The organism is Achromobacter kerstersii (assembly GCF_902859595.1).
Lineage (GTDB): Bacteria > Pseudomonadota > Gammaproteobacteria > Burkholderiales > Burkholderiaceae_B > Achromobacter > Achromobacter kerstersii.
In genome coordinates this window covers 382,387-397,841 of the sequence record NZ_CADIJQ010000003.1, presented here as the reverse complement: position 1 = coordinate 397,841, position 15,455 = coordinate 382,387, and the positions used below count along the sequence as shown (strand labels likewise).

Below are 15,455 nucleotides of genomic sequence, written 5' to 3'. Positions count from 1 at the left end.
TGCGCCAGAACGCGCGCCACAGCGCGTGGTGTTCGTGTTGTACGACGGTTTCCAGCCGCTGGATCTGGCGGGCCCGTGGCAGGCGTTCAGCTCGGCCAACGAAGAAGCCGGGCGCGTGCTGTATCAGTTGAGCACCATCGCCGCCACGCCTGTCGTCAGCACCTGGGAACAGGGCTTGCGCATGCAGGCTGACAACACATTCGAGGCCGATGGCGATACGCCCATCGACATGCTGCTGGTGCCGGGCGGCCCCGGCGTGGACCGCGCCAGCGCGCACGCGGAAACGCGCGCATGGCTGCGCCGCCGGGATGCAACGACGCCGCGCACGTGCAGCGTTTGCACGGGCGCCTTTCTGTTGGCGGCCTGCGATCTGCTCAATGGCCGCGCCGTCACCACGCACTGGCGGTCGGCCGACCGGCTGCGCCAACTGTACCCGGCGCTGCGCGTGGAAGACGACCGCATCTTCATTGAAAGCGGCAAGTACTGGACGTCGGCGGGGGTGACCGCTGGCATCGACCTGGCGCTGGCGCTGATTGAACGTGACTATGGCACCGCGCTATCGCAGCAGGTGGCGCGGCGGCTGGTCGTCTTCATGCGCCGCGATGGCGACCAGCGCCAATACAGCCAAAGCCTGCGCCTGCAAGACCGTGTGGCGGCGCCCTTTCGCGATCTGGTGGAAAAAATCGAAGCGCACTTGTCGGCCCGCTGGTCCGTGGACGACATGGCCGACGCCTGCCATATGTCGCGCCGCACCTTCCAACGCAAATTTGCGGTGCACTTTGGCGTGGCGCCCACGGAAGTCTTGCGGCGGCTGCGAGAAGAACGCGCCAGCGCGCTACAGAGCACCGGTAAGATGTCGAAAAAAACGGTCCAACATCACGTGGGGCCGGTACCCAACAGGCCACCCCAATGACGCTACCGAATCACCGCGAATGCCTTGCCCGCTGGACCGCTGTTGCGGCCGCCTTGCTGACGCTGACGCTGCTGACCGCCTGCGACGATACGCCTTCCAAGCCAAAGCTGACGCTGGAGCAAAAGCTGTTTCAAGACCTGGCTCCCCATCGCGAGTTCAAGGGTGATCTCAACGGCCAGCCCGTGCATTTGATCGTCCACGACTGCGACGTGTATCTGAACGAGGCGGACCCGGAATCTTCGACCGGCGCGCGCCGCTGGACGATCGTGCTGGAACCCGAGTTCTACCCGTCGTTCATGGCGTGCCAGCGCCAATCGCTGACCCGCAAGGGCAACACCGTGGAAGCCGAGATCGGTGAAATGGCGATGGGCGCGGGCGGCTGCTGCGCAACGGGCGGCGTGTTCCGGTCCACCGACGGGCGCCACTGGAAGCCGAAGTAAACCGAAGCAAGCCGCGCCCCCGCGGCTTCTACCTCGCGGCTTCTAGCTCGCCGCCTCTACCCCGCCGCCCCTACCCCGCCGCCTCTACCCCGCCACGCCTACCCCACCAGGCCTACCCGGCCAGCCCCACCGACATGCCGCCGCACACGTACAGCAATTGCCCCGTGATGAAGCCCGCCTGCTTGTCCAGGAACATGGCGACGCTGTGGGCCACTTCGTCCGGCGTTCCGACACGGCCCACGGGAATGGACGCTTCCAGCGCGCGCGTCTTGGGCGCGCCCGGCGGGTTGGACTGATTGAACAGTTCCGTGGCGATGGGGCCTGGCGCCACGGTGTTCACCGTGATGCCGTGGGCGGCCAGTTCCAGCGCCCAGGTGCGCGTCATGCCGGCCAAGCCCGCCTTGGATGCGCCGTAGACCGAACGCCCGCCTTTGCCTAACGCCGCGCGGCTGCCGATGTTGACGACACGTCCGTAGCCCGCCTGCCGCATGCCCGGCAGCAAGGCCTGCATCAGCAGGACCGGCGCGGTGATGTTCAGCGCCATCGTGCGCAGCAGGTCGGCTTCAGTCACGTCTTCAATATCGGCCACCTGGATCATGCCGGCGTTGTTCACCAGATGCAGCACGGGGCGCTCGGCCGCAAGTTCCGTTGCGGCGGCGCGCGTTGCGGCGGCATCGCCCAGGTCAACCGAGCGGAAGGTTTCGCCCGGCAGCGTGTCATCAGGCGCGCGGCGGCTGAAGTTGACGACGTGATAGCCGTCCTTGAGCAGGCGCGCCACAATGGCGCGCCCGATGCCCCGGCTGCCGCCGGTAACCAGTGCGATGGGGGTTGTCATTGCGCAGTGATTCCTTTGTCTTTGATGAGCCCGCCCCACTTCTTGCGCTCGGCGGATTCGAAGGCGGCCAGGTCGGCGCCGAAAAGCGTACCGGGTTTCGCGCCCATGGTGGCGAAGTTCGTGGCGATGGCCTGGCTTTGCAGACCGCTGCGTGCCGCGTCGATCAGCTGTTGGACAACCGGCGCCGGCGTATTGCGCGGCGCGTACAACGCGAACCAGGCGGTGACGTCAAAGCCTGGCAAGCCGGATTCCGCCACGGTGGGCAGATTGGGCACCGACGGGTCGCGGGCGCCTGACGTTACCGCCACGCCGCGCACCAGGTTGCCGTCCTTGATCTGCGCCAGCGCGCCCGGCAGGTTGTCGAACAACAGATCCACCTGCCCGCCCGCCACAGCAGGCAATGAGGCAGACGTGCCCTTGAACGGCACGTGCAGCATCGTCACGCCCGCCATCGACTCGAAGTACGCGCCCGTCAAATGCACCGACGAGCCAATGCCGGGCGATGCGTAAGTCAGCTTCTTGTCGGGCGATTGCTTGGCAGCCTTGATGACATCGGCCACGGTTTTGTACGGCGACTTTGCGCTGACGGCGATCACGTTCGGCGTGGTGGACACCAGCGCAATCGGCACCAGATCACGCTCCGGGTCGAACGTCATGTTGCTGTACAGAAACTGGTTGATGGTCTGCGTGCCGATGGTGCCCAAGCCCAGCGTGTAGCCGTCCGGCTTGGCGCGCGCCACGTAGGCCATGCCGATATTGCCGCCCGCGCCGGGCTTGTTTTCAACCAGCACGGTTTGCTTCAAGCCCGGTTGCAGCGCGTTGGCGATGGCGCGGCCAAAGATGTCGGCCCCGCCTCCGGGCGGATACGGCACGACGACCGTGACGGGGTGCTCGGGGTAGCCGGCGGCATGCGCGGCGGTGTGAATGACGGGCAGCGCCAGCGTGGCCAACGCGGCCACGGCAACGCTGCGCCACCCGGCGCGCGGGGGTACGGCTTGGGTCATGAATCTGTCTCCTCTTGAATCCGCTGACTGCGGATTTCTTCTTAAGTCTTGTGGGTACAACTCGGCAACATCGGGGAAAATTCCAGCCTGCGGAATATTCAAAGCACTTCAAAGTACGTAAATACGTACTATAGTTATAAAAACATAGAACATAACCAGGAGACAAGAGATGAAACGCTGGACGCAACGCCCCGAAGGTTCCACCTGGGGCGACTTCGGGCCGGACGACGAGCTCGGCAGGCTGAACCTGCTGACCGAAGAAAAGGTGCTTCAGGGCGTGCGTGAAGTGCAGGCGGGCAAGGTGTTCTGCCTGTCGCTGCCGTTGGACCTGCCCGGCGGCAACGTGCTGAACCCGCGCCGTCATGCGCCCACGTTGAAACCCACGTTCCGCGAAGGCACGCCCTACCTGAACTTTGCGATGTCGCAGGTGCAGCCCGAGGCCGTTGACGTGCTGTCGGACGATCAGGTCACGCTGTCGATGCAATATTCCACGCAGTGGGACGGCCTGTGCCATGTGGGCGCAATGTTCGATATCCAAGGCGACGGCGAGCCGCGCCGCGTCTACTACAACGGCTTTGCGGCGGGCGTTGACGTCTTTGGCGGCGTGGACCCGGACACGTCCGACAACGCCTGCTGCCCGCCCGGCGGTTCGTATGCGCGCAAGCTCAGCGTCAGCCGCTACGCCGAAAAAGGCATGCAAGGGCGCGGCGTGCTGGTGGATCTGGCGCGCGCCTTCGGCCCTGGCCGCACGCTCGTCGGCCACGAACAACTGCAAGCCGCCATGCGGGACCAGAACGTCGTCGTCGAACCCGGCGACATGCTGGTGCTGCGCACAGGCTTCGCCGAGCGCGTCGTCGCCATGAACGGCCAGCCCGATCCCCACGAACTGGAACAGACGGGCGCGGTGCTGGACGGCGCCGACTCCGCCCTGCTGGACTGGATCACCGCCAGCGGCATCGCCGCCATCTGCGCCGACAACTACGCCGTGGAGTCCTACCCTGCGCGCACGTCCGGCCCCGGCCATTCGATCTTGCCGCTGCATCACCATTGCCTGTTCAAGCTGGGCGTGCCGCTAGCCGAGCTCTGGTACTTGAAGGACTTGGCCGACTGGCTGCATGCCCAGGGACGCAACCGCTTCCTGTTGACCGCCCCGCCCTTGCGCATGCCCGGCGCCGTGGGTTCTCCGGTAACGCCGATTGCCACGGTGTAAGCCATGACCGCACCCACGTCGACTTTTTCCGCGCACCTGGACGCGCTTGCCGCCCGCCGTCCCGACGCCACGCTGCTGATCGATCAAGACCAGCGGATCAGCGCCACACAGCTGCGCGCACAAAGCCGCGCCCTGGCGGCAGGGCTTGCACGCATCGGCGTGCAGCCCGGCCATCGCGTGGCCGTGTGGCTGCCCAACTGCGCGGCCTGGGTGGAATCGTTTCTGGCCTGCGCGCATCTGGGCGCGCTGGTGCTGGCCGTCAACACGCGATTTCGCGCGCTGGAAGTGGCCGATATCCTTGGCCGCGGCCAGGCCGATTGGCTGGTGTTCTGGCCGGGTTTCAAGGGCATCGACTTCGCCGGGATTCTTGACGGCGTCGCCCCGGAACACCTGACGCGTTTGCAAGGCGTCGTCACGCTGGGGGCTGACGATGAACATGCGCCGGCTACCCTGCATGACAAACCGGCGCATCGCTACGCAGACCTGCTCGCCACCCAAACTCCGCCGCCCGCCCCGCATGGCAACGCGGGCGTGCTGTGCTTCACCACGTCGGGCACCACGTCCAAGCCCAAGTTTGTGCTGCACGACCAGCAAACGCTGCTGCGTCATGGCGCGGCGGTGGTGCAGGCGTTCGGCTACGATGACCACAGCTGCGTGCTGGCCAGCGCCCCGTTCTGCGGGGCGTTCGGCTTTGCGACGCTGGTGGGCGGGCTGGCGCAAGGCGTGCCCGTGGTGTGCGCGCCGGTATTCAATGCGGCGGAATCCGCGCAGGCCGTTGCCCGCTACGCCGTCACGCACACCTATGCGAACAACGAAGCGCTGGTGGGCATGATGCAGGCGGCAGCCCCCGGCACGTTTGCGTCGGCGCGCCTCTTCGGCTTCGCCAGCTTCACCCCCGCGTTGGACAACATGCTGGACTTGGCGCGCGACGCGGGCGTGCCGCTGACGGGGCTGTACGGTTCCAGCGAACTGATCGCGCTGGTGGCAGGCCAGCCGCGCGACCCGCAAGAGGGTGACGTGTCGGCGCGCCATCAACCCGGCGGCACGCTGATTTATCCTGATGCCCGCGTGCGCGCCCGCGACCCTGAATCCGGGCAAGTGCTGCCGCACGGCCAATCGGGCGAAATCGAAATCTTGTCGCCCAGCCTGATGCAGGGTTATCTGGACAACCCCGACGCCACGCGCAACGCCGTCACGGATGACGGCTATTTCAAGACAGGCGACCTGGGCTACACGCTGACCCCGCGCCAATTCGTCTTCCAGACGCGCATGGGCGATTCGTTGCGGCTATCCGGCTTTCTGGTGAACCCCGTGGAAATCGAGCAGGTCGTCGAAACCCTGCCCGGCGTGCGCGCCTGCCAGGTGGTGGGCGCCACCCGCCACGGCAAAATCGTGCCGTATGCGTTTGTGCTGCTGCAAGCCGGCGCCACGGCCGACCCCGCCGGCTGGACGGCGGCGTGCAAGGCGGCGATGGCCGGTTTCAAGGCGCCCGTGGGCTTTACCGTGCTGGACGCCTTCCCGTCCGTGGAAAGCGCCAACTCGGTCAAGATTCAGAAACACCGCCTGCGCGACATGGCGGAGGCTATGCTCTCGGATCTTTCCCCACCAGCCGCCCCCTGACCATGCCCGCCCGCAAGCTTTTCTCGCGCAGCCCCCAGCCGCTTTATCTGCAAGCGGCGGCGCTGTTCCGCAGCCATATCCAGAACCGCACCTGGCGGCCGGGCCAGCAGATCCCGCCGCTGGAATCGCTGATGGAAACCTATGGAATCTCGCGGGCGACCATCCGTCAGGCGTTTGGGCTGCTGGAACAAGACGGCCTGATCCGGCGGTCGCGCGGGTCTGGCACGTTCGTCAATGCCGAGCTGCCCGAGACGCCAACCTTGCTGATTCCAAAAACCTGGGCGGAAACCGTCGAGCTGAGCAATCAGCTGGGCACGGTGTCGCTGGTGGAATCCAGCGCTGATTCTCCGCTGCCCGACTCGCTGGGCATGCCTTGCCAGGCCGACCGCAGCGGGCTGTTCCAATACCTGCGCCGCGTACACACGACCGACGCCGGCCCCTTCTGCTACAGCGAAGTCTTTCTGGAAAGCGGGCTGTTCCGCAAGCATCGCACCCGCATCCAGAAAAGCACGGTGGCCCCGGTGCTGGATCAGTTCTACGGCGCGCGCATCACCGAAGCGCGTCAGGTGCTGAACGTGATCGAAGCGGGCCAGGAATCCGCCGAGTCTCTGCAAATTCCCGTGTCGTCGCCCGTGGCCGAGCTGCGCCGCTATGCCTGCATCGACGGCCGCGTGGTGTATTTCGCGCGGCTGGAATTTCCGTTCCGCAAGGTGCGGATGGAATTCGATCTGCTTGCCCATCGCTGATTCGCGCGCCCTTCGTTCAACCGCCCAAGGAGCCCCACCCCACCGCCACGTCCATTTGCGCGGCCCGCCCCCAAACCAGAGCGCCATTGAAGCGCCAGCAAGTTTCAGACAGATCCGGCACAAGAGGAGACAAACCATGGCTTACGCCAACACGCCCCGGATTTCCATGCATTGCCGCAGCACGATTACCCGCTTGTTCGCCGCCACCGCCCTATCGGCGGCCGCCGCCGCACCGGCCTGGGCGCAGCAGCCCGCCGCCATTTCTGACGACATCGTCCGGCTCGGCCTGATCCTGGACATGAGCGGCGTGTACGCCGACGTCACCGGCAAGGGCAGCGCCACCGCCGCCCAGATGGCCATTGAAGATTTCGGCGGCACGGTGCTGGGCAAGAAGATTGACCTGATGGTGGTTGACCACCAGAACAAAGCCGACATCGCCGCCGCCAAGGCGCGCGAATGGTACGACACGCAGAAAGTCGACGCCATCATGGACGTGGCAGGGTCAGCGCCCGCGCTGGCCGTGCTGGAAGTGGCCCGCGAAAAGAAGAAGATCGTGGTCTTCAGCGGCCCCGGCACCGAACGCATCACCAACGACCTGTGCTCGCCCTATTCCGTGCACTACACCTACGACACCTGGTCGCTGGCCAATACCACCGCGCGCGCCACCGTCGAAAAAGGCGGCAAGAGCTGGTACTTCCTGACCGCCGACTACGCCTTCGGCCACACCTTGCAGGCGTCCGCCACCGAGGTCGTCAAGGCCAATGGCGGCACGGTGCTGGGCGCGGCGCGCCACCCGTTGGGCTCCAGCGACTTCGCCTCTTATCTGTTGCAGGCCCAGGCCAGCAAAGCGCAGGTCGTAGGGCTGGCCAATGCCGGCGGCGACACGGTCAACGCCATCAAGGCCGCCAGCGAATTCGGCCTGACCAAGGGCGGCCAGAAGATGGCGGGATTGCTCTTGTATATCAACGACATCCACGCCATCGGCCTGGACGCGGCGGCCGGCCTGACGCTGACCGAAGCCTTCTACTGGGACATGAACGACCAGACGCGCGCCTGGTCGCAGCGCTACTACGACAAGCTGAAGAAGATGCCCAACATGAGCCAGGCGGGCACCTATTCGTCGGTGATGCATTACCTGAAGGCCGTGCAGGCGGCGGGCACCGATGCGCCGGAGGCCGTGATGAAACAGATGAAGGCCATGCCCATCAATGACTTCTTCGCCACCAACGGCCGCATCCGCGAAGACGGCCGCATGGTGCACGACATGTACCTGTTTGAAGTGAAGCAGCCGTCAGAATCCAAACGGCCGTGGGACTACTACAAGCTGGTGGCGACCTTGCCGGGCGATCAAGCCTTCATGCCCTTGTCGAAGTCGACCTGCCCGCTGGTGAAGAAGTAAGCGGAGGCTCAGGAAGGAGGCTCGGGAAGGAGGCTCAGGAAGGAGGCTCGGTACTGAGCATCCGCAGTGAGCATGGGCACCCGGCATCAGCATGGGCCATCAATAGACACGCGGACGGGCGCCTGCCCGTCCGCGTTCTACACTGCACGCATTGCCGCTGGATGCCCTCATGACCACTCTCCCCGCTCGCCCCATTCCCGCCACCATCGCCGCCGTCGTCCGAGACGGCCACGTGCTGCTGGTGCGCCGCGCCAATCCGCCTGATGAAAACTGCTGGGCATTTCCAGGCGGCAAGATTGACGCCGGTGAATGCATCGAAGCGGCGACGGCGCGCGAATTGCTGGAAGAAACCGGCGTGGTGGCCGAACCCCTGCATGTATTCGACGCCGTTGACGTCTTCGACCGCGACGACGCGGGCGCATTACGCCGGCATTTCATCCTGATCGCCGTGCTGTGCCGCTGGCAATCGGGCGAGCCCGTGGCGGGCGACGATGCGCGGGACGCACGCTGGATACCGCTTGCCGATCTGGAAGGCCATGAACTGGCCACAAGCTTTGGCGTGGCGAGGCTGGCGCGCAAGGCGGCGGCGCTGACTGCGGCGTTGGATTCCGGTTCGAGTTCGGGTTCAGGTTTGAATTCCGGTTCGGATTCCGCTTCGGATTCCGGTTCAGATTCCGGTTCGGATTCCTGTTCGGATTCCTGTTCGGATTGCTGAGCGATGGTCCCCACAATGTTCGACGCCTACCTGTCCCGCTGGAACCTTACGCCCGACGGCGCGCCTATCGAGACGCATGCGGCGCGGCTGCTGCCCGTCATCCATCAGGGCGCGCCCGCCATGCTGAAGATCGCCTTGCAAGAAGACGAACGGCAAGGCGGCGTGCTGATGCGCTGGTGGGACGGCCACGGCGCGGCCCGTGTGCTGGCGCACGACGACGACGCCATCCTGCTTGAGCGCGCGATGGGCCCGCGCTCACTCGCCGCCTATGCCCGCAGCGGCCGCGACGACGAAGCCACGCGCATTCTTTGCGGCGTGCTCAACGATTTACACGCGCCACGCGCCAAGCCGCTGCCCCCTCTGCGCGGCCTGGAGGGATGGTTTACCGATCTCTGGCCCATGGCGCAATCGCACGGCGGCATCCTGGCCGAAAGCGCCCGTTACGCGCGCGCCCTGTTGGACGACCCCCGCGACGTCTCCGTGCTGCACGGCGATATGCATCACGACAACGTGCTGGATTTCGGCGAGCGCGGCTGGCTGGTCATCGACCCCAAGCGCCTGACCGGCGAACGCACGTTCGACTACGCCAACATCTTCTGCAACCCCGACCTGTCCGACCCCGTGCCACCCGTGGCCACCGTGCCCGGCTGCTTCGAACGCCGCTTGCAGATCGTGGTGGATGAATCCGGCCTGGAGCGCCGCCGCCTGCTGCAATGGGTGGTGGCCTGGTGCGGGCTGTCGGCCGCCTGGTATCTGGGCGACGGCGACGATGCCGCGGTCGACCTGAACATCGCGCATCAGGCCCTCGCGCTGCTGCGCGTCTGATCTCCCGGCGTGATCGGGTAAGGTGTACCCCCTGCACCCCTTATCTCTTCATTCCAGGAGCAATGAATGACCGGATTGTTTATCGTGGTGGCGGCGCTGGCGTTCCTGATGCTGGCGGCGTATCGAGGCTATAGCGTGATTCTGTGCGCGCCCATTGCTGCCATGGGCGCGGTGCTGCTGACGGACCCGTCGGCATTGGCGCCCATGTTCTCAGGCGTGTTCATGGAACGCATGGCGGGCTTCGCCAAGCTGTATTTCCCCGTGTTCCTGTTGGGCGCCGTGTTCGGCAAGCTGATCGAGCTATCAGGCTTTTCACGCGCCATCGTGCAGGCGGTGCTGCGCATGATTGGCGCGGAGCGCGCCATTGTCGCCATCGTGCTGGTGTGCGCGGTGCTGACGTATGGCGGCGTGTCGCTCTTTGTGGTGGTGTTTGCCGTGTACCCGTTCGCGGCCGAGATGTTCCGCCAAGGCGGCATTCCAAAGCGGCTGATGCCGGGCGCGATTGCGCTGGGCGCCTTCACCTTCACGATGACGGCGCTGCCTGGCACGCCGCAGATCCAGAACATCATCCCCACCACCTTCTTCGAAACCACGACCTGGGCCGCGCCCTGGCTGGGTTTGATCGGCGCAGCGTTCACGTTGACGGTAGGGGTCTCGTACCTGGAATGGCGGCGCAAGCGCGCGGCCGCCGCGGGCGAAACCTATGGCACCGAACTGCGCAATGAGCCGGTCACGCCCGCCAACGAACGCAACCACCATCCGCTGATTGCGCTGCTGCCGCTGGTGGTGGTGGGCGTGATGAACTACCTGCTGACGCGCTGGATTCCGGGCTGGTATCCGGCCGGTTCCGAAGTGAACCTGCCCGGCCTGCCCAAGCCCATGGCCGTCAATGTGGAAGACCAGGTGGCGTTGTGGGCGGTGATGGGCGCACTGATTGCGGGCATCTTCACGATCTTGCTGTTCTCGTTTCGCAGCATCAAGGCGCACTTTGCCGAAGGCAGCAAGAGCGCCGTGTCGGGCGCGTTGCTGGCATCGATGAACACGGCGGCGGAATACGGCTTTGGCGGCGTCATCGCCGCGTTGCCCGGCTTCCTGCTGGTGGCCGACGCATTGAAGTCCATTCCCGATCCGCTGGTGGGCGAAGCCATTGCGGTGACGTCGCTGGCGGGCATTACCGGGTCAGCGTCCGGCGGCATGAGCATTGCGCTGGCGGCCATGGCGCAGACGTTTATCGACGGTGCGCACGCCGCCGGCATCCCCATGGACGTGCTGCACCGCATCGCCGCCATGGCCAGCGGCGGCATGGACACGCTGCCGCACAACGGCGCGGTCATCACGCTGCTTGCGGTGACGGGGCTGACGCACCGGCAGTCCTACGGCGACATCTTCGCCATCACATTGATATCGACGATGTCTGTGTTCGTGGTGATCGCCGTGTATTACCTGACCGGCATCGTCTGACCGAAGGCGTTGGCGAAAACCTCCGCGAGCCACTGGGTGAAGACGCGCACGCGCGCCGACACCTGGCGGTTTTGCGGATACAGCACCGACACGGGCATGGGCGCGGGCGGCCAGTCTGGCAGCACGATCTGCAACTGCCCCGCCGCCAGTTCCTGCTCCACCCGATACCGCGGCACCTGCACCAGCCCCAAGCCGGCCACCGCTGCGCTGGTATAGAGTTCGGCCCCCGTCACGCTGACAATCGCCGCCGCACGGATTTGCACGTTGCGGCCATCCACCATGAAGTCCAGCGGAATGCCGCGCCCGGTGGCGCTGGACAGGAAGTCCACGGTTTGATGATGGGCCAGGTCTTCCAGCCGCGCCGGCACGCCAAAGCGCGCCAGATAGGCGGGGCTGGCCACCGTCACTTGCGGCATCTGCGCAATCTGCCGCCCTGCCAGCGATGAGTCCTGCAAGGCCCCCGCGCGCAACACGCAATCGACCCCTTCCCGCACCAGATCCACCAGGCGGTCGTCTTCGCCCAGGTGCAGAACGATATCGGGATAGCGCGCCAGAAAACCAGGCAAGCCGGGCATGACGAAGTTCTTGGCCAGCGTGCCTTGCGCATTGACCCGCAGCAAGCCTTTGGGCGCGGTGTTCAGAAAGGCGCCGTCCGCTTCTTCAAGATCGGCCAGCAGGCGCACGCAGCGTTGGTAATAGGCTTCACCATCGTGCGTCATGCGCACCTGCCGCGTCGTGCGTTCGAGCAGGCGCGCGCCCAAGCGCTTTTCCATGCGCTTGATCAGCGTGGTGACGGTGGCGCGGGGAATTTGCAGGTCTTCGGCCGCTTGCGAAAAACTGCGGCGTTCGGCGATGCGCACAAACACCTGCATTTCTTGAAAACGATCCATGGCGGCGGCCCATTATTAATGCAGATGGAATTATGTTCGCGAATATAGGGTAATTATCTTCTGTTTGGAATAGTTCATGATTCGTTCCATCCCCACCCTGTAGACGGAGTTAGCCTCATGACCCAACAAGCCCCCCAACGTGTTGCGCTGGTGACCGGCGGTTCGCGCGGCATTGGCGCGGCCATCGTGCGCCGCCTGGCCCGCGACGGTTTTGCCGTGGCCATCAACTATGCCTCCAGCGCGTCCGAGGCCGATGCGTTGGCCGCTGAGATCCGCGACGCCGGCGGCCGCGCGCTTGCCGTGCGCGCTGACGTGTCGAAGGCCGCCGACGTCACCGCTCTGTTTGACCAGGTGCAGGCCGAACTCGGCCGCATCGACGTGCTGGTCAACAGCGCGGGCGTGCTGAGTGTGCAACCGCTGGCCGACACCACCGACGAACAGTTCGAACGCACCTTCGACATCAACACGCGCGGCACCTTCAACACGCTGCGCGCGGCGGCGACCCGGCTGGCCGATGGCGGCCGCATCGTCAACGTGTCCAGCACCACCATTGCGCTGAACCTGCCCGGCTACGCGATCTACATCGGCAGCAAGGCGGCGGTCGAGAGCTTTACGCATGTGTTTTCAAAAGAACTGCGCGGCCGCCAGATCACCGTGAACGCCGTGGCCCCCGGCCCCGTCGCCACCGAGCTGTTCCTGAAAGGCAAAAGCCCGGAGCTGATCGAACACTTCACGAAGCTGCCGCCGCTGGAACGCTTGGGCCAGCCCGACGACATCGCGGGCGTGGTGTCGTTCTTGGCGGGGCCGGACAGCGGCTGGGTGAACGGCCAGATTCTGCGCGCCAACGGCGGCATCGCCTGACCGCTGGGCGGGTAGCGGGTAGCGGGTAGCGCGGGCCATGGTTGCGGGCCATGGTTGCGGGCCATGGTTGCGGGCCATCGTTGCGGGCCATCGTTGCGGGCCAAAGCTGCGTGCCAACGCTCCGTGCCAACGCTGCGTGCCATGAATGCGGGCCACTGACGCTGGCCCGCCCTGCCCGCCTTGCCTAGAACCGGTATTGCGCCGTGGCGACAACGGTGCGCGGTTCGCCGAACTGGATCTGGCCGGCGCTGGTGGCCGAGCTGTAGTAGGTCTTGTCAGTGATGTTGCGCACGGCCAGGCGCCAATCCCATTTGCCCGTGCGGTATCCCAGCAGCGCGTCCCAGCGCGCATAGCCCGGCAGCGTCGTCAGGTTGGTGTTGTCGGCATAGCGTTCGCCCACAAAGGTCAGGCCGGTTTCGCCGTACAAGCCTTCAGCGGGTTTGTACGTCAGGAACACGCTGCCGTTACGCCGCGCCACGTTGCTGATGCGGTTGCCGGCCAGGCCATTGTTGTCTTCCACGATGGACGCGTTCTGCAAGCCCACGCCCCCACGCAGATACCAGTTGCCCATCAGGCGGCCCGCCGCGGTCAGCTCGACCCCGCGTGAACGCTGCTTGCCCGTCAGCAGCACCAGGGTCGGATCATTGGGGTCCGTCGTGCGGCGGTTGTAGAGCTCAAGCTGATAGACGGCCAGCGTCGTGCTCAGTTGCCCGTCCAGCCAATCGCTCTTCACACCCACTTCCGTCTGGCGCGTGTGTTCCGGGTCCAGGTCGTTGGTATTGCCGCGCGCATTCGGCGTGATGCCGATGGTGCCGCCGCCCGTGGGGGAAAACGTCTTGCTATAGGACGCATAGAAGGAATGGTCGCGCACCGGCGTCCACACCAGGCCCACGCGCGGGCTGACGCCGCTGCTGTCATGCGAGGCCGACGCGTCCAGCAGCTTGTTCGTGGAATCTATGCTGAAGCGGTCCATGCGCACGCCCATCAACACCTGCCACGCGTCGTTCAGCTTGATCTGGTCTTGCAGGTAATAGCCCTGGCTCTTGACCTTGTGGCGCGCATCGCTGCTGACCGCCATGCGGCCGTTGTGCTGCAAGGACAGGTTCGGATCGACCAAGTCCAACGCCGGCACGGGCTGCGCGCCCGGCCCGCTGGTGGCCGCCGAATACAGCGTGGGCGAACGGTCCTGGTGCGAAAGCTCAACGCCGAACAACACCCGGTGTTCGAGGCTGCCTGTGTGGAACAGGCCTTCGGTTTCCAGGTTGTTGGTGATGTTGCGGGTGGACAGGTTCTGCTGCCAGCGCGTGCGCGTGACTTTGCCGGTGGCGGCGTTGTAGCCGGTCAGGTAGGTGTTGTCGAAATCGCTATCCAGCTTGAAGACGCCCAGCGTGTAGCGCAGTTGCCAGTCAGGCGCCAGCGTGTAGGCCAGGCGTGAACGGAACGATTGGGCGCGGTCGTCGATGTAGTCACGGTCGGGGTCGCCATAGACGGTGCTGCGGCCTACGTCGGCGGGGCGGCCGTTAACGCTGGGGATGCCGCGGTCAGGCGTGCGGTCATAGCGGCTGTACTCGTACTGCACCAGCCAGTCCAGGTTGGGCGTGATGCGCCAGTTGATGGCGGGCGCCACCAGTTGGCGCGTGCCACCGATCTTGTGGCGAAAGCTGTTCGTGTCTTCCTGGCCCACGTTCAGGCGCACGCTGACGTTGTCGCTGGGGTCGGCGCTCAGGTCGCCATACACGCTGCGCAGGTCCCAGCTGCCCGTCTGCGCTTCCACGGTGGACTCGCGGCCCGGCGTGGGCGCCTTGCTGACGCGGTTGATGATGCCGCCCTGGCTGCCCCGCCCGTACAACACGGCGGCGGGGCCTTTCAGCACTTCGATGCGTTCAATGTTGTGCAGGTCGCGCACGTACTGGCTGTCGTCGCGAATGCCGTCCAGATAGAAGTCATTGCTGGCGTCAAAGCCGCGGATGCGCACGGAGTCAAAGCGCGTGTCTTGCGCGCTGGACACGTTGGGCATGCCGGACAGCGCATCGCTGATGGTCGAGACGCCGTAGTTCTGCACGTTTTCAACCTTGACGGTGTCGATCGTCTGCGGCACGTAGCGGGCCGGCGTCTGCGTGCGCGTGGCGGTGGTGACTTCTGGCACGCGGGGATCGTCGGCATTGGCGCCTTCGACGCTGATCGCGGGCAACTGCGCCGTCTGGGCAACGGCTTGGGGCAAGGCGCAAGACAGCGCAAGCGCAACGCTCAACGACAGAGAGCGCGGAACAAACGGGGGAAACATCGCAACGCCTTCAACAATTCAGGTTTATGAAAGCCGCGATGCTAACGAGAACGAATTTTGTTTGCAAATGAGAATTATTTTGTGTCGGCATTCCGCCACAGTGTCATCCCAACGCATGAGTCCTGTTGATTTCAGCGGGTCATCCGGGAACGCCCGGATCTTCTTGAGTTTGCGAAGGTGCTCATCCGTTGCGCCGATGCGCGGCTCGTTCGACCGGTTGAGCCGGCAACGCCGTTCGCACGGTTTTCGCAT

General features: G+C 65.3%; 13 protein-coding genes and 1 pseudogene. 10 read left to right on the top strand and 4 right to left on the bottom strand.

Translation table 11 applies throughout. The annotated features are described in order from the left end of the window. Nucleotides 1-25 precede the first annotated feature (25 nt). Together HV765_RS13245 and HV765_RS13240 are read left to right on the top strand one after the other, a co-directional pair. Entirely contained in the window at nucleotides 26-913 is an 888-nt protein-coding gene (locus HV765_RS13245; RefSeq protein ID WP_175170026.1) for a GlxA family transcriptional regulator, read from the top strand. Then, nucleotides 910-1,353: a hypothetical protein gene (locus HV765_RS13240; RefSeq protein WP_254600555.1), complete on the top strand. Its 444-nt coding sequence runs from the start codon at nucleotides 910-912 to the stop codon at nucleotides 1,351-1,353. Before HV765_RS13245 ends, HV765_RS13240 begins: the two co-directional genes overlap by 4 nt. Nucleotides 1,354-1,465: 112 nt before the next feature. Here HV765_RS13240 and HV765_RS13235 read toward each other — a convergent pair whose 3' ends face one another. Both HV765_RS13235 and HV765_RS13230 read right to left on the bottom strand, forming a co-directional pair. After that, nucleotides 1,466-2,188: an SDR family oxidoreductase gene (locus HV765_RS13235; protein ID WP_175169939.1), complete on the bottom strand. Its 723-nt coding sequence runs from the start codon at nucleotides 2,186-2,188 to the stop codon at nucleotides 1,466-1,468. Continuing rightward, complete coding sequence (locus HV765_RS13230; RefSeq protein ID WP_054426238.1) at nucleotides 2,185-3,192, bottom strand: Bug family tripartite tricarboxylate transporter substrate binding protein; 1,008 nt, start codon at nucleotides 3,190-3,192, stop codon at nucleotides 2,185-2,187. Before HV765_RS13230 ends, HV765_RS13235 begins: the two co-directional genes overlap by 4 nt. A 169-nt stretch (nucleotides 3,193-3,361) precedes the next feature. On the opposite strand from HV765_RS13230, the gene HV765_RS13225 reads away from it, so the two are divergent. The 7 genes and pseudogenes from HV765_RS13225 to HV765_RS13195 all read left to right on the top strand — a co-directional run bounded on the left by HV765_RS13225 (nucleotide 3,362) and on the right by HV765_RS13195 (nucleotide 11,168). Next, a complete protein-coding gene (locus HV765_RS13225; protein ID WP_054426240.1) occupies nucleotides 3,362-4,402 on the top strand; it encodes a cyclase family protein in 1,041 nt (346 codons plus the stop codon). Between the two features lie 3 nt (nucleotides 4,403-4,405). Next, a complete protein-coding gene (locus HV765_RS13220) occupies nucleotides 4,406-6,022 on the top strand; it encodes an AMP-binding protein (protein WP_175169938.1) in 1,617 nt (538 codons plus the stop codon). A 2-nt stretch (nucleotides 6,023-6,024) separates the two neighbouring features. Further along, nucleotides 6,025-6,768, top strand: a complete 744-nt coding sequence (locus HV765_RS13215; protein ID WP_175169937.1) for a GntR family transcriptional regulator — start codon at nucleotides 6,025-6,027, stop codon at nucleotides 6,766-6,768. A gap of 136 nt (nucleotides 6,769-6,904) precedes the next feature. After that, nucleotides 6,905-8,167, top strand: a complete 1,263-nt coding sequence (locus tag HV765_RS13210; protein WP_175169936.1) for an ABC transporter substrate-binding protein — start codon at nucleotides 6,905-6,907, stop codon at nucleotides 8,165-8,167. Nucleotides 8,168-8,336: 169 nt separating this feature from the next. Next, a pseudogene (locus HV765_RS13205) lies at nucleotides 8,337-8,768 on the top strand (NUDIX hydrolase); the annotation flags it as partial. A 129-nt stretch (nucleotides 8,769-8,897) separates the two neighbouring features. Beyond that, entirely contained in the window at nucleotides 8,898-9,707 is an 810-nt protein-coding gene (locus HV765_RS13200; RefSeq protein WP_175170024.1) for an aminoglycoside phosphotransferase family protein, read from the top strand. Between the two features lie 66 nt (nucleotides 9,708-9,773). After that, a complete protein-coding gene (locus HV765_RS13195; RefSeq protein ID WP_175169935.1) occupies nucleotides 9,774-11,168 on the top strand; it encodes a GntP family permease in 1,395 nt (464 codons plus the stop codon). Here HV765_RS13195 and HV765_RS13190 read toward each other — a convergent pair. After that, nucleotides 11,147-12,058, bottom strand: a complete 912-nt coding sequence (locus HV765_RS13190) for a LysR family transcriptional regulator (protein ID WP_175169934.1) — start codon at nucleotides 12,056-12,058, stop codon at nucleotides 11,147-11,149. The genes HV765_RS13195 and HV765_RS13190 overlap by 22 nt on opposite strands. 117 nt (nucleotides 12,059-12,175) lie before the next feature. Between HV765_RS13190 and HV765_RS13185 the strand changes: the two genes are divergently transcribed. Continuing rightward, entirely contained in the window at nucleotides 12,176-12,919 is a 744-nt protein-coding gene (locus tag HV765_RS13185; RefSeq protein WP_175169933.1) for an SDR family oxidoreductase, read from the top strand. A 184-nt stretch (nucleotides 12,920-13,103) separates the two neighbouring features. Here HV765_RS13185 and HV765_RS13180 read toward each other — a convergent pair whose 3' ends face one another. Beyond that, nucleotides 13,104-15,203, bottom strand: a complete 2,100-nt coding sequence (locus tag HV765_RS13180; protein ID WP_175169932.1) for a TonB-dependent receptor — start codon at nucleotides 15,201-15,203, stop codon at nucleotides 13,104-13,106. Between the last annotated feature and the right edge of the window lie 252 nt (nucleotides 15,204-15,455).

Bases quoted from the DNA above. Each gene is read 5' to 3' on its own strand.
- HV765_RS13210 (WP_175169936.1), top strand. From the start codon at position 6,905: ATGGCTTACGCCAACACGCCCCGGATTTCCATGCATTGCCGCAGCACG.
- HV765_RS13200 (WP_175170024.1), top strand. From the start codon at position 8,898: ATGTTCGACGCCTACCTGTCCCGCTGGAACCTTACGCCCGACGGCGCG.
- HV765_RS13240 (WP_254600555.1), top strand. From the start codon at position 910: ATGACGCTACCGAATCACCGCGAATGCCTTGCCCGCTGGACCGCTGTT.
- HV765_RS13195 (WP_175169935.1), top strand. From the start codon at position 9,774: ATGACCGGATTGTTTATCGTGGTGGCGGCGCTGGCGTTCCTGATGCTG.
- HV765_RS13220 (WP_175169938.1), top strand. From the start codon at position 4,406: ATGACCGCACCCACGTCGACTTTTTCCGCGCACCTGGACGCGCTTGCC.
- HV765_RS13185 (WP_175169933.1), top strand. From the start codon at position 12,176: ATGACCCAACAAGCCCCCCAACGTGTTGCGCTGGTGACCGGCGGTTCG.
- HV765_RS13230 (WP_054426238.1), bottom strand. From the start codon at position 3,192: ATGACCCAAGCCGTACCCCCGCGCGCCGGGTGGCGCAGCGTTGCCGTG.
- HV765_RS13180 (WP_175169932.1), bottom strand. From the start codon at position 15,203: ATGTTTCCCCCGTTTGTTCCGCGCTCTCTGTCGTTGAGCGTTGCGCTT.
- HV765_RS13225 (WP_054426240.1), top strand. From the start codon at position 3,362: ATGAAACGCTGGACGCAACGCCCCGAAGGTTCCACCTGGGGCGACTTC.
- HV765_RS13190 (WP_175169934.1), bottom strand. From the start codon at position 12,058: ATGGATCGTTTTCAAGAAATGCAGGTGTTTGTGCGCATCGCCGAACGC.
- HV765_RS13235 (WP_175169939.1), bottom strand. From the start codon at position 2,188: ATGACAACCCCCATCGCACTGGTTACCGGCGGCAGCCGGGGCATCGGG.
- HV765_RS13215 (WP_175169937.1), top strand. From the start codon at position 6,025: ATGCCCGCCCGCAAGCTTTTCTCGCGCAGCCCCCAGCCGCTTTATCTG.